Annotated in this window: 12 protein-coding genes; 1 reads left to right on the top strand and 11 read right to left on the bottom strand. The window is 65.7% G+C overall.

Annotated elements, in window-relative coordinates:
* The 6 genes from VT03_RS02500 to dprA all read right to left on the bottom strand — a co-directional run bounded on the left by VT03_RS02500 (position 1) and on the right by dprA (position 6705).
* Positions 1-1416, bottom strand: a complete 1416-nt coding sequence (locus VT03_RS02500) for an APC family permease (protein ID WP_082845881.1) — start codon at positions 1414-1416, stop codon at positions 1-3.
* Positions 1406-2173 (bottom strand): ABC transporter permease, encoded by a 768-nt coding sequence (locus VT03_RS02495; protein WP_075091525.1) that lies wholly within the window; start codon positions 2171-2173, stop codon positions 1406-1408. The genes VT03_RS02500 and VT03_RS02495 overlap by 11 nt, the downstream gene beginning before the upstream one ends.
* 14 nt (positions 2174-2187) lie before the next feature.
* Positions 2188-3156: an ABC transporter ATP-binding protein gene (locus VT03_RS34055; RefSeq protein ID WP_075091524.1), complete on the bottom strand. Its 969-nt coding sequence runs from the start codon at positions 3154-3156 to the stop codon at positions 2188-2190.
* Positions 3153-4058: an ABC transporter permease gene (locus VT03_RS34050; protein WP_197489177.1), complete on the bottom strand. Its 906-nt coding sequence runs from the start codon at positions 4056-4058 to the stop codon at positions 3153-3155. The genes VT03_RS34055 and VT03_RS34050 overlap by 4 nt, the downstream gene beginning before the upstream one ends.
* Positions 4055-5068 (bottom strand): ABC transporter ATP-binding protein, encoded by a 1014-nt coding sequence (locus VT03_RS02480; RefSeq protein ID WP_075091522.1) that lies wholly within the window; start codon positions 5066-5068, stop codon positions 4055-4057. Before VT03_RS02480 ends, VT03_RS34050 begins: the two co-directional genes overlap by 4 nt.
* A 530-nt stretch (positions 5069-5598) precedes the next feature.
* A complete protein-coding gene (gene dprA / locus VT03_RS02475; protein WP_075091521.1) occupies positions 5599-6705 on the bottom strand; it encodes a DNA-processing protein DprA in 1107 nt (368 codons plus the stop codon).
* A 173-nt stretch (positions 6706-6878) separates the two neighbouring features.
* Here dprA and VT03_RS02470 point away from each other — a divergent pair, with 173 nt between their 5' ends.
* Positions 6879-7619 carry a dual OB domain-containing protein gene (locus VT03_RS02470; RefSeq protein ID WP_075091520.1) on the top strand — a complete coding sequence of 247 codons (741 nt, stop codon included), beginning with the start codon at positions 6879-6881 and terminating at the stop codon, positions 7617-7619.
* A gap of 75 nt (positions 7620-7694) precedes the next feature.
* On the opposite strand, the gene VT03_RS02465 is transcribed toward VT03_RS02470, so the two are convergent.
* The 5 genes from VT03_RS02465 to holB form a co-directional block, all read right to left on the bottom strand.
* On the bottom strand, positions 7695-8561 hold the full coding sequence (locus VT03_RS02465; protein ID WP_197489176.1) for a YicC/YloC family endoribonuclease: 867 nt from the start codon (positions 8559-8561) through the stop codon (positions 7695-7697).
* 238 nt (positions 8562-8799) lie between these two features.
* Positions 8800-10416: a hypothetical protein gene (locus VT03_RS02460; protein WP_075091518.1), complete on the bottom strand. Its 1617-nt coding sequence runs from the start codon at positions 10414-10416 to the stop codon at positions 8800-8802.
* A 373-nt stretch (positions 10417-10789) separates the two neighbouring features.
* Complete coding sequence (locus VT03_RS02455; RefSeq protein ID WP_075091517.1) at positions 10790-11140, bottom strand: cupin domain-containing protein; 351 nt, start codon at positions 11138-11140, stop codon at positions 10790-10792.
* A 103-nt stretch (positions 11141-11243) separates the two neighbouring features.
* On the bottom strand, positions 11244-12095 hold the full coding sequence (locus VT03_RS02450) for a hypothetical protein (protein ID WP_075091516.1): 852 nt from the start codon (positions 12093-12095) through the stop codon (positions 11244-11246).
* A 201-nt stretch (positions 12096-12296) separates the two neighbouring features.
* Positions 12297-13370 (bottom strand): DNA polymerase III subunit delta', encoded by a 1074-nt coding sequence (holB, locus tag VT03_RS02445; protein ID WP_075091515.1) that lies wholly within the window; start codon positions 13368-13370, stop codon positions 12297-12299.
* Positions 13371-13773: the final 403 nt, after the last annotated feature.

The following is a 13773-nucleotide window of genomic DNA, read 5'->3' as shown; positions in this document are numbered from 1 at the left end:
TCATGATGACCGGAGCGGAGCCTCGCCACCTCTCCTGCGGCGCACCTGTTCCGCGACCCACCACCACGCCGCTCCCGCGGCGATGAACCCCAGACCGACGAGCCACACGCGGCGGTCAATCCAGAAGGCAAGAAACAGGCAGGCCGCCAGCCCGAATGCAGCCAGGGCCCCGGAGTATCGCCGCTCCGCGGGAGGCATCCGCAGGACGCAGAGGTTCGTCAGCGAGTAGTAGATCAGGACCGTGAAGGCGCTGAACGACCAGGTCGTCTTCACGTCGCCGACAAGGACCAGCCCACCGATGAGGCCCCCGACAAGCAGGATCGCGGCAACCGGGGAAGCCGATCGGCCGTCCAGAATCGAGAACAGGCCCGGAAGATCCCGGCGCCGCCCCATCGCCAGGACGACCCGCGAGAGTCCCAGAAGCAGGTTGAGCATGACTCCCAGCATGGCGGTCACGGCGCCAACCTGGACCAGCGGGGTGAGACCGAGGACATGCAGCCGATCCGCAACAAGCTCCAGAGGGGTTCCGGTGCGGCGGGCTGCCTGCTCCAGCTCGGCGGCCGAGGCGGTGCCGAGAGCCACGAACGCCACACCGACGTAGAGCGCGGCCGAGACCGCCAAGGTCGATACGACCGCCCGCGGGATGCTCCGGGCGGGGTCGACGATCTCCTCGCCGAGAGTCGCGACGCGCCCGTACCCGGTGAAGGCGACGAACATCAGGGCGCACGCCTGGAGAAAGCCGCCCAGAGGTGTCGCGTCGGATGAGATCGGCGCGAAGAACGGACGAAACCGCTCCGGCTCCGGTCCGCCGCCCGAGAAGAGTCCGGCGCCAATGAAGAGGGCCAGCGCCGCGAGCGTCACCGAGACGAAGACGGTGTTCGCCGCACTGCTGATCCGAAGACCGGCCGTCACAATCCCGGTCAGCCCGGCGACCAGGGCGAGCGCAATGCCGACCGTCGCATCGGGGCCGATCGATGGCGCCTGGGCAACGTGGCCGGCGATCCCGAGAGCCGCCGTGGCCGCCGAAGCGGCCTTCGCGCACAGAAACATCCAGCCCGCAACAAACCCGAGGAGCGGATGCAGCCACCGGTGTCCGTACTCATACGTCCCTCCGCTGACCGGATGGGCCGCCGCCAGCTGCGCGCTGCTCAGTCCATTGCAGACCGCGACCAGCGAAGCCACGGCGATCGCCAGCAGCACGGCCGGACCCGCGCTCCCCGCCGCCAATCCCAGGCTCACGAAGATCCCGGTGCCGACGATCGATCCCAGCCCCATCATCGTTGCGCCGCCGACCCCGACGACGCGCTTCAGGGGGACATGGGAGGGCCCGGAAGGAAGAATTTCGGCCGATTCCGGTATCCCTTGCGGCGCAAGTTCTCCCCCCGGCGCACCCGGCGGCACGAGGTCATCCGACATCGGCGTATTCCCGCCGGCTGAACGCGCCGACGCCGGCAAGGGTCAGCCCGGCCACCAGAGCGACGAGCGCCGTCGTCGCCGCCGGGCCCGAGATGCCGACCCACATGTCCTCGTTGATCGCTTTGATCTTCAGATCCTCACCGAATCCGTAGATGACGCACCGGACGTAGTAGGCGATCGACACCCGCTTCACGATCCCCGGCAGGTTGCCGAGGAGCACCTCCAGGAAGAACCAGTAGACGAGCGAAATGATCGTGCCGTGCCGGAACACCGCTCCGACGAGCAGGAACAGCGAGGCGTACGCCAGACTCCCCAGAAGGCTCGCCCGGAGAAAGACCGGAAGGAGTTCCGTTCCCGGCGCACCGGCGATCCGGCAGTAAGCCCACAGGGTTCCGACCGTCCACGCCGCCACGAGGAGCTGACAAGCCAGCCCTTTCACCAGATAGGCGAGCGGACGTGGGAGAGAGGAGATCAGAAGGTAGACGAGCGTCCGGTCCTCCCGCTCGCTGCCGAACCCGGAGGCTCCGTAGCAGACCGCAAAGATCGGCATCAGGAAGGCGACGAAGGTCGGGATGAAGACGTTGTTCGCGAGTCGCGCGGGCCGCACGGAGGGGCGCCACGTCGCGGCATAGACGATCAGCCCCACGACGACCGCCAGCGCCAGGCAGATCAGCGTCTGCCGGGAGCGGAGCTGGCGACGGAGCGTCAGCCAGAAGAGCGCCAGGCAGGCAAAGAACGTCGAGCGTGACTCGTTCACAGGGACTCCCGGAATCAGAACCGCGTGGCGGCCGCCATGACATACTTGAACGTCGCCTCCGTCGTGGCGTCCGTCGTCTCCAGCCGGCCTACGTCGAACGACTGCTCGACGACCAGCCGCGCGAACCGCTCGTAGAACTCCCGCGGCCGTGAGACCTGCAGGTGGATCTCCTCGTCTCCCGACAGTTCGATCCCGAGCACGAGATCCCACAACACAAGCCGCGCGGCGAGCTCCCGCTGCTGGCGGCAGGCGACGCGAATCCGCAGCGGCTGTTCCGCCAGCATGGCCCGCAGCTCCGGGAGCGTGCCGACCGCGAGGACCCGGCCCCGTCCCATGAAGACGACGCGGTCCGCCATCTGGTCCATCTCTTCCAGGATATGGCTCGACACCAGCACCGCCTGCCCGCGGTCCGCCAGACGGCGGAACAGCTCCATCAATTCCTTCCGTCCGACGGGGTCGATCCCGTTGAGCGGTTCGTCGACGACGAGGACTTCCGGGCGGTGCACGAGGGCCTGGGCGAGCTTGATCCGCTGCCGCATCCCTTTGGAATACCCGCTGAGACCACGGCTGGCCCGGTCGGACATGCCGACCTCGGCGAGAGTCTCCTCCGTCCGCTCCCGCGCCGCGCGCGGCGGCAAGCCGTGGAGGCGAGCCATCGTCCGGACGAACTGCCGCCCTGACATCTCTTCGTAGAAGTTGTCTCCTTCGGGGCAATAGCCGAAGTGCCGCCGGGCCGCGGCGGTCCGGGCGGACTTCCCGCGGACCAGCACTTCCCCCAGGCTTGGCTTGAGCTGGCCCGTGAGGAGCTTGATGAGCGTCGTCTTCCCCGCGCCGTTGGGACCGAGCAGGCCGGTGATCCCGGGGCCCAGCGTCAGGGTCACATCGTTGATCCCGATGACGTCGCCGTACCACTTCGTCGCTGAGCGAAACTCGACGAGCGGCGAGGATTGCGCGGAGTTTGACTCCGATGCGGGGGCCGTCATGACACCACCTCGACGGCCCGGACGCGCCGCAGGATCAGGAACAGCGAGACGACGCAGAGCGAGCCAAGGACCACGAGGCACTGCACCAGCGTCGGCGGCCGCGACTCCTTGAGCGATCCGAAACACCAGCGGCCGACACGATGCATGTCGTCCCAGAATCCGAGCAGGAGCCACATCCGGTTGCCATCGATCGACCGCATTGCCTCGGCCAGCCCCTTGAGCAGTACGAAGACTCCCAACCAGGTCATCACCAGCGGAACGGTCCGCGGCACCCAGGCCGCGATGGCGAAGACCATCAGGCTCTGCACGATGGCCAGCACCGCTCCATACCCCAGGATGCCCCCCGCGATCCGCGGGTTCTCGAAGAAGTAGTCGAGCGAGTTGCTGAACGTCCCGTACTCGATGTAGAGGACGAGCGCCGGGAGCGTGGTGACGAGGGTGACGACCGCCGCGATCGTCAGCAGCTTCCCGAAGATGTAGTGCCAGCGGCCGATTCCCCGCGACAGGTAGAAGATCATCCCTCCCTGGCGATAGTCGCTGCCGATGAGCGTGGAGCCCGCGAAGGCGAGGAGCAGCGCGCAGATCGTCGCCTGTGCGAACATGAAGTCCGCATAGGCGTCGCCGGTCCCCGTCACCTTGAAGTTGTCGAGGAAGCGTCCGAAGTCGCCGTTCTGGACCGTCAGCGTCGCCTTGAGGTAGATGAACGTGAAGTGGAACAGGAAGTTCATCAGCCCCAGGGCGATCAGGATCCAGAAGATCCACCGCCGGAACATGAGCGAGAGCCCGACGCGGACGAGCGACAGGCAGCTCCACCACGCGGAACGGCGCTCTCCGTCCCAGGTGCGGTAGCCCGCCTGGCTGAGCGCCATGGCGGGGCCGCTTTCGCTTGGACCGGACGTCATTGCGGCCTCCCGTTCGTACTGGTTCCATCCTTTGCCGCAGCCGCCGCCCCCGTCGGCCGTGCCGTCGCCGCCGTTCCGACGAGGCGGTGATAGAGCTGCGACAGGTCTTCGTTGTCCGGGATGAGGTCGGAGACCGTCGTCTCGTGCTGCAACGAGAGTTCGAAAACTGTTCGGGGCGACCAGTCCTCGGGAATCTCGATGAACGCCTCGTCCGCGCGGGGCCGCGAAGGGACGGTGACGCCCCCCGCCTGGAGCGCACTCAGGAGTCGCTCGCCGTCGCCCCGCCATCGCATGAGGAATCGGTTCCGCCAGTGGCGGCGGAGCTCGCCGATCTTGCCGACCCCCAGGATCGCCCCCTTGTCGACGATGATGACCTGCTCGCAGATCCGGTCGATGTCTCCCAGGAGGTGCGTGGAGAGAATCAGCGATTTTCCATGCCGGCTGGCGATGGCGTGCAGCAGCCGCAGCATGCCGTCGCGGCCGTTGGGATCGAGTCCGGCGGTCGGCTCGTCGAGGAGCAGGAGGGGCGGATCGTGGACGAGCGCGGCGGCGAGCTTCAGCCGCTGCTTCATGCCGACGGAATAGTCTTCGCACCGCCGGTAGCGGGCTTCGTCGAGATCGAGGTACGAGAGGACTTCGTGTGCGCGGCGAAGTGCCTGCCGCCGGGGCATGCCGCAGAGTTCGCCGGCGAGCGCCACGAGGTCGACCCCTCGTACGCCGGGAATGAGCGACTCCGCCTCCGGCATGAACCCCATCAGTCCCCGCAGCCGGCTCCGCTCACGGACGAGGTCGTAGCCGAGGACTGTTCCGCGGCCGCTGCTGGGGCGGATGAGTCCGAGCAGGAGCTTGAGCAGGGTCGACTTTCCGGCCCCGTTCTGGCCGACGAGGCCGATCGCTCCGGGCTGGACCTGGAAGGAGACGTTCCGCAGGGCCTGAAACTTGCCGTAGAACTGGGAGACGTCGTGCAGTTCCACCACGGGCCCAGCCTGCGGGTCGGACGGGGAGATCACACGCGGCTCCGGGGACGGGTCGTTAGAAGGGGCTCGATGAGGATGACTCCGCGAGATTTGGATTGTGGTTTCGTCGAACCGCTTTGGAAAGAGACGACTATTGGGAATGCTTGAACATCGCCCCCGGCCGATCGGTACCTAACGCGCAACTCAACGTCGCCAGCCTCACCGGGTCCAGGGGGATCCTGGTGGGGGATGCAAGGGGGCAACGCCCCTTTGCCCGCCGGAGGCCTGGCCGTCGAGAGCTGTCTGAAGGAGAGAGTGTCCAAGCGCGGACAACGTGCCGGATGCGCCCTCGCCAATCCGCGGGGATTGCAAAGCGAGCGGCGTGTTGTAGAGGAGTCCTCAACGCTTGTGCCACAAAGGGGACATCCGTTGTTTATCACTGCTCTATAAAACTGCCTCCGGCGGCAAGAGGGGCTGTGTTGTGTTCTTCGCCCCTTAGCCCCGGGTGCCGTCGCGCGATAGGTCTGAGTGGGCATAGCCTTGCTGGCAAGTACACCGTACGAGCAAGCGCCACAGGGCGGTCACTACGGTCGCGACACATACCCGCCGGGATGCCGCCGGATCAGCCGCTTCATCTCGAGCACCGTCAGCGTCGACAGGACTCTCGACGTCTCCATCTCGACCGCTCTCAGGACCTCGTCGACGAGCAAAGGTGCCTGAGTCACGGCGTTGAGCACGAGCCGCTCGGGCTCATTGAGCGTCAGCTCCCGCGGTGAATGCACCACCTCGTCCGAGGCGGTCTGCACCGGTCCCATCAGCGGGCCGAGAGCCTCCAGCACATCGTCCGGGCCGCGGAGAAGCGTCGCCCCGTCGCGGATCAGGTCGTGGCAGCCGCGACTACGCAGGTTGTCGATCTGCCCCGGCACCGCGAAAATCTCGCGCCCCTGCTCCCGTCCATGGGCAGCGGTCGACAGAGAGCCGCTGTTCCGGTCCGCCTCGACCACGATCACGCCGAGCGACACGCCGGAGATGATCCGGTTCCGCTGCGGGAAGAACCCGGCCGCGGGGCCCCGATCGAGCGGTGCCTCCGTGAGCAGACATCCCTGCCGTGCAATCTCGACGGCCAGATCGGCATGCTCCGGCGGGTAGACGTTCTTGAGCCCGGTCGCGGCGACGGCGATCGTCCGGCCGCCCGCCTGGAGCGCTCCGCGATGCGCCGCGGCGTCGATTCCTCGCGCCAGGCCGCTGACGATCGTCAATCCGGCCCGGGCCAGCGCGGCTCCCAGCCGCTCCGCCGTCTGCTTTCCGTAAGTCGAATGCTTCCGCGTCCCCACGATCGCGATCGCCAGCGAGTCGCGGGGCTCATACGTGCCGCGGCAATACAGGACCGCGGGCGGATCGGCAATCTCGGCCAGCTCCCGCGGATAGTCCGGCGTCCCGCGGATCAGGAGGCGGATTCCCTCGGCGCGGCACCGCTCCAGCTCCCGCTCAGCGGCCGGATCCTGCCTCGCGCGGGTGATCGCCACGGAGAGCTTCGGGCCGACGCCGTCGACGCTGAGGAGGTCCGGTCCCGACGCCCGCAGGACTTCGCCGGCCGACCCGAATCGGTCCAAGAGGAGCGTGCTGATCCGCGGTCCGACCCCGGAAATGAGGTGCAGCCGCAACAGATCCAGTAGTTCGTCGTCCGTCATAGTTGGCCCCTTCGCCGGCCCGAGTCACCCGGCAGGCCTGAACTTACCGGCGAAGGTCCTCCAGGCAAAGCGATTCCGCACGTCGAGAGCGCCGTCAGCGTTCGGCGAATCAGTTCGCGCCCTCAACGGCCCGCTTGACGAACAGCAGGAGGCGTGAAACGCTTCCCGCACCCATGAGCTCCACTCCTCCGAGCCGCCTCTTTGCTCCGGTGACGAAACGGATCGTCCTGCTGGCCAATTCCTCCCAGCGTTCCGGATACCAGTGCGTCGCGGGGCGGGAGATCCAGTGGGAGGGGGCGGCCCTGCGGAGCGCCGGTCCCTGGGTGCGGCTCGTCCGTGAACGGGGCTCGCTGACGCAGGCAGACGTCCGGATGGAGGACGGCGCGCTCCCCAACCTGTGCGACATCATCGATGTCCCGCTGGAGTACGTGCATCGGCTCAAGCACCAGCCGGAAGACCGCGTCGTCGCCCCCGAATTCCGCTGGGGGCACGCCGGCCGGCTGTCGACAGCCTATCTCGGCATGCTGGAGCAGAGTCCCGCGACGCTCTGGCACGCCCGCAAGCGGAATCCCAATTTCATCAGCATCGCCGACGTGGAGAAGATGGAGCATCCCCAGACGCTGCTCCTGATCCGCCCGACCGATCCCGAGCTGCACGTCTGGTCCGACTCCGGCAGCGAGCCGGGGGCGATCCAGGTCCATCGCCGCGTCCGGTTCACCTACCACGGCACGCAATACGACCTGCCGATCGTCGACCGGACTGTCCTCGAGAAGGCTCCGGATGCTCCACCGATCGGCGAGGGAGAGTCCGTCACGTCTGCCGTCTTTGCCAAGGAGTCGCTGTTCGCGGTCAACCTTGCCGGCCCGTTTGGCAAGATCCACCACAAGGTGGTCGTTGGCGTCATCCCACTCTGATCGCCATCAAGACGGAGTCACCGGGTCGTCTCGCCCAGTGACTCCGTTGTTCCGCGCCCGGTCAGGACCGCTGCATCACTCGACGTTCTGCACGATCTCCCGGATCTTCTCGACGCTCGTCTTGGCGTCGACCGCGTGGTGCGCGATCGTCACATCGTTCGCCTTTGAGCCGATCGTGTTGATCTCCCGGAAGATCTCCTGGCAGAGGAACTCGAGCTTCCGACCGGCCGAGGGATGGGCGTCGAGCGAGTGCCGGAACTGGTCGATGTGGGACTTCAGCCGGGCAATCTCCTCGGTGATGTCGCAGCGGTCGGCGAAGATGTTGACCTCCCGCAGGAAGTCGACGTCGCTTACCGTGACCCCGCTGTCCTTGAGGAGATCATTCACCCGCTGCTTGATCTTGTCCCGGTAGGCGATAACGACCAGCGGGGCGCGGGTGATGATGTGCCCCAGGCACTCTTCGATCAGGTCGCAGTGCCGGGCCATCTCGTCCCGCATCGCCTTCCCCTCGGTCGCGCGGAAGCTCTGCACTTTCGTCAAAGCGGCGTTGAGCGCGGTTTCGAAGGTCGACCAGTCCTCTTCGGAGACTTCCAGCAGCGCGTTTCCGGCGACCACCCCCGGCAGAGCCAGGAGATGCGACGCATCGGCGATCGGGGCCAGCATCTCCTTGCTCCACTGGTGGAGCTGCTTCCAGTATTCCGTCAGCACCTCGGTGTTGAGCGTCCCCAGCTGATTTGCGCCGCGGGACGAGGTCCGGATCGTGACCGTGACGGTCCCCCGCACGATCCCCTGCCGCACGATCCGCTCGATCTCGGTATCGAACCCCCCGCAGTTCTCCGGCGACCGGATCGTCACCTTGAGGTGGCGATTGTTCACGCAGCGAATTTCCGCCAGGACCCCCAGCCGCTCATTCTCGGCCCGGCCGTCTCCGAAGCCGGTCATGCTCAATAACATCGTCTCTCCCCGGGCCGAGCCCCTATGCACCTGTCCTGTGACGACGTGTTATAGGGATCCGGGAGGGGATCGTCAGCCTTGCGCCGCAGTGCCGCCCACTGCTGGTGTCCCGAAAAACGTCCTGTGAGATGGCGTTTGAAGCGGGAGGGACCAAACGCAACGAGCCTCGGGAACGAAGCCGACGACCGGCAACACTCCCGAGGCTCGGCGTTTCTGCTTCCAGTTCTCAGTACTTCCACTCGAGACCGAAGTTGAAGCGATGCAGCACAAAGGTCTGGGTGTTGTTATTGAGTGAGGGGAAGATCGGGAATCCCGCCCAGTTGATGGTATCCGCCGGCCGGTTGACCTGGCCGATCGCGGTGAAGGTGTAGCCGAGGTGGAGGATCGCCTGATTCAAAACCGGGATCTCGTTCACAAAGGGAACCGCCTCAAACACCCGGGAGTCGACGGCGAGGGTCTGCTCAAACAGCGGAGAAACTCGACCGTGTGATGCCTCGGAGCTGAATCGGGCATCGTTCGAGAGCATGCTGATCCCGTTGAAGCCCGATGTAGCGAACTCTTCGCCGATGTTGTTTCCGTCGAGGGAGAGGTTCGACTGGTTGGCCATGAGGCCCACGGTCGTCGCTCCCCAGACTTTGAAACCATCCCCCTCACCCAAGTCGTAACGCAGACCGATTTCCGGGCCGGCCAGATGGGTCTGGACGTTCGAGTTCAGCCGGGCCTCAAACTGAGGATACTGCTGAATGGCGCGGGTAGCCCATGTGCCCGGATCCGGACGGTAAGTCGAGGGGGTCGTGGTGGTTGTCGTCCCCGTGCTATAGGGGATCTGGTCGACGTCATAGTGCCATCCGCTGTCGATGCCGCGGAATCCAAACGTCTCGTTCAGGTACATGTAGCGGCCGGCCAGGAAGGGGCGAACCATAACGGCCGAGGTCTTGAAGACCGGCGCCATGTAGTACGACAGATTGGCTCCGGCAACCTCGGTCCGGTGCTCCAACCGGAACAGGATGTCATACTTCTGAGCCGCTCCAAGAAAACCAAGGCCGGATCCCAGCGGCGCCGGGAGACCGGTGTCGTAGGCGATCGCGCCGTTTCGGGTGTTCAGCACTTGGCCGAGGGTCGCATCGACCATGGCCGGCGTCACCGGGAGGCCGTTGATGAATTCGTTGCCCGACTCGAACACCTCGCTGTTCTCGCCCATGTAGAAGCCGCTGATCAACAGGCCGACGCCGTCAGCGTCGTCGAATCCCCAGTTGACCTGAACGCCGGCATTGCCGTTGGTTGGGAGGACATCGTTGGTTCGAATGGGAAAGATGTCGTTGTCGATGATCTGGACGGCGGTCACCTGCCCGGCCGGCCGCATGAAGGGGTAGGGGTCGGCCCCCGGAACCACCTCGAACGGACCAGGGATCGGCAGCTGGTTGCCATTGGCCGGAGCAAAGTACGTCGGCGAGCCCCCCAGGTTGTAGTTCAGCGGCTGACGGAAGGCGGGCGTATTCCCCACGGTCTTTTGGGCTTCGGCTTCGGAGAAGCCCCAGATCGCGTCGACGCGGCCGTAGAACGTGCGCTGCTTCGTCAGCATTTCGTAGAACCAGAGGCCCTTCCGGTTGAAGAGCTGCTCCTGGTCCATGTTGCCGACGCCGTAGGGGCTCATCTGCGGCCAGGGGTTGAATCCGTCCGGCACCCCTTGCGGGTACATCACGGCAGGATTGGCCGGTCCCATTCCGGGGGCGGCCATCCCCTGTCCCGGGGCTCCGTAGAACTCCTGCCCGAAGCCGGTTTCGGCTGAGGCGGTGAGTGCCAGGGCTCCGGCGATCGTCCTGAACCAGTTGTGGATCCGCATCCCTACGTCCTTAACTGAGACCGCATTGCGGCGGCTAAACGGACGGTCCGCTCCGTACGCTCCGGAGCGGATTACCGTCACATCCGGCCCGGCAGGAAAACCCGGCGCAGATGGACGGACCTGCGGTACTTATCGGCCCCCCATTCTGTGAAACTGTAACGGTTGTTCCGGCAATGCCGGTTTTTCGGGGCGCGACGAGAGGAGCGGTTGTGCCGAAGATTCCGCTCGTCGGGCCGTTGTGAGAGCGGGACGGCCAGGCAGACGCAGGTCCTGCCGATGGAGAGCGATTTCCTTCGCCGCACAGCAGCGGCGGAGCGAGGGAGGGTCGGCCCTTGAGGGCCGATACCAGGCACGGCAGCGGGCAACGGGACCGTCAGTCGAACCACTCGTCCGACGGGTCAAACTTGGGGATCGCGACGATCATCACCTTCATGTGGCCCACCGCCCGGTGCCGCGTTCCGGGGCGAATCATGACCGACATCCCCGGCTTGACCGGGATCCGCTCGCCATCCAGCTCCATCTGGGCATCCGGCTGGCACTCGAGAAAGACGTAGGTTTCCGTCAGCCGCTTGTGATAGTGGACCCGGGCCGTCTCCGAGATCTCCGTCATGTGGACGGTCGCCGGCAGGTCCGGCACGTCGGCATACGCCCGCCGGGCCTGGCCGCAGGGACAGTGAACCGGGGGGATCTGGGAGAAGTCGGCGATTTCGTATCCGGCTGGCATACCGCTCTGTCTTTCCTTCCGCGTGCCCGAAGGCGGTCTTTTGATCGCGATACGATATCTCTCTAGTCGCCGCGCGTCTCCGGCTCCCGCTGAAGCCGCCGGATCACCCGCGGCTGCCGGCGAAGTAGACGACGTTCCCCAGGATGATCAGGCCGACCATCAGGATATGTCCCATCGCCTGGGGGCCCATCCGGCGGCGTCCCTGCAGGTACTTTGCGTCGGGATTCGTCGGGCGGTATTTGCTGACGACCAGCTGCTCGTACTCGGCCGCCCCCTTGATCCCGGTCAGCATCCCCGCCATCTGGCCGGGAATGTAGGGAAAGAACTGCGGGGCCTGGACCCCCGTGCTCCCGCCGACCAGCTTGAGCTTCCCCTGGTACGGCGTCACCGCGTACTGCACCCACTCCTTCATGCCGGGATAGGCGCCGCTGACGTTCACGATCAGCTTCATCTTCTGGATGTTGTCGATGTCCCGGCACATGGGGATCTGGTCAATGTTCGTTCCACGGGCGTCGGTCGTGTACAGCCCCCGCAGGCTGGTGACGATGACCTTGATGACCCCTTCGTACCCGGACTTGAAGCCCAGGTTGACGTAGTCGACGCCGTAGACCATGTCGGGATAGTCGGCGCGGATCACCTTGTCGATCGACTGCTCGATCATCTGCGGGCCGACCGGCAGCAGCGTAATGAAGTAGAGCTTGGTCTTCTTCTCGCTGCAGTGCATGGCGAAAGCGGTCGCCATCGGCCCCAGCTCCCCCTCGGTCGAGGGATCGTAGTCCCAGGCCATGAGGACGGGATCGCCGGGCTCAAGGTTCTCGATGGCGTCGAACACGTCCTGGGAGAACTGCCCCGGCTGTTCGCGGAACTGGATGTCCCACAGGATCGGGATGGCGACGGCCGCCGCCATCATCAGGAAGATCCACCGCCGGTCGAGTGTTTTCAGCCAGCTCATCATGGGGAAAACGATATCAAACGGCAGCGGCTTGCGGCATTGTCACCGTCTGATTTGGTGAGGATGAAGAGTTAAACACCAAGACACAAAGATCTCACGAAGTGCACCAAGGCGCACAAGGTGAGGTCAGGCCTTTGTCCCCTTCGTGCCTCCTTGGTGTCTTTGTGTTTAAAGTCACTCGCCCGTCGCGAGTTGCGTACACAGCTACAAGACAGCCCCGCGTCCCAGTCGCGCCAGGTCGACGCAGAGGCCCTCAAGGCAGAGGGGAATCGGCATCGCTCCGTCGATGTGCTCCTGGGCTTCCAGGCACCGTTCCATCTGCCGGACCAGGCGGTCCGCCGTCTCGTCCGAGGCCGATTCGAGCTGCGAGGTATAGAACTGGACGGCAAAGCGGATGAGCCAGCCCGCGTGGCGGCGCTGCGTCGGGAGGTCCTTGGCAAGCTCCTCGACCGCCTCGGTGACGCTCTTGGCCGCCGCCATCGCGTCCGTGCCGGTCCCTCGAAGAACCTCTTCCAGCCGCGACCGCAGGCCGCGGACCCCTTCGTCGAGGAGCTGCGCGGCGACTGCCAGGCTTCCTTCGCTCATGCGGGCGATGATCGCGGCGGCCTGCGGATCGGTTTCGTCTCCGTGCGCCACCAGCAGGTCGGCCACTTCGGATTCCGCCAGCGGATGGAACCGGATGGGCTGGCAGCGGGAGCGGATCGTGGGGAGGATCGGTTCGACGGCCGGCGTGATCAGGAACAGGATGGAACCGGCGGGGGGCTCTTCCAGCGTTTTGAGGAGGGCGTTGGCGCTCGCCTCGTTCATCAGGTCGGCGTCGTCGAGGATCGCGACTTTCCGATCGGCCGACATTGGCCGCAGCGAGAGGTCATGGCAGAGTCCTTCGCGGCCGCGGCGGTCTGGCGTCCCGACGAGGAGTTCGATGGGGAGCTCGCTCTTTCCTTCGGGGCAGCCGATCTGAAGCAGGTCGGGATGCGTTTCCGCTTGAACCTGCTGGCAGGCGGGGCAGGTGCCACAGGCGTCGAGGTCGGCGTTTGCGGTCCGGGTGCAGAACAGGCACTGTGCGATGTTGCGGGCGAAGAGTCGCTTTCCGATCCCGGCCGGACCGATGAGGAGGAACGCGTGGGCGGTCCGGCCGCGGTCGACCGCTCGGCGAAACATTTCGATCTGTTCCCGGTGTCCCCGGAAGTCGTCCCAAACCATGGTGGCGATGTGCTTTTGTGTGTCTCGGAACTCTGGAGCGTAGCGGGGAATGGGAGCGGACGTCAGCGAGGCCATTCGGAATGTCGCCAGCAAGGCATTTGCCGATTGCTCGAACGGCGTACTTGCCGGCACGGCTCTGCACGCTCAAACCCATCGTGCGACGGCCACTGGGGTCAAGGGGGTCTCACCCCTTTGCCGCCGGAGGCGCTTCCACGAGGAACCGTAGTACACAACGGACGTACGCTTTTGGGAACCGGCGTTGAGGGCTCACCGCTCGCTCTGGAATCCCAGCGTGTTGGTGAGGGGGCATCCGGCACGTCGTCCGCGTCTGGATACGATCTCCTTCAGACATCTCTCGACGGCCAGGCCTCCGGCGGGCAAAGGGGCGTTGCCCCCTTGCATCCCCCACCAGGGTGCCCCTGGACCCGGTAGATGAGACGGATTTGACCTCTCGCCACTTTGCTTCCAGAATCGCAGC

Origin of the sequence: Planctomyces sp. SH-PL14 (assembly GCF_001610835.1) — a bacterium.
Classification (GTDB): Bacteria; Planctomycetota; Planctomycetia; order Planctomycetales; family Planctomycetaceae; genus Planctomyces_A.
This window is presented reverse-complemented; position numbering and strand designations above follow the sequence as displayed.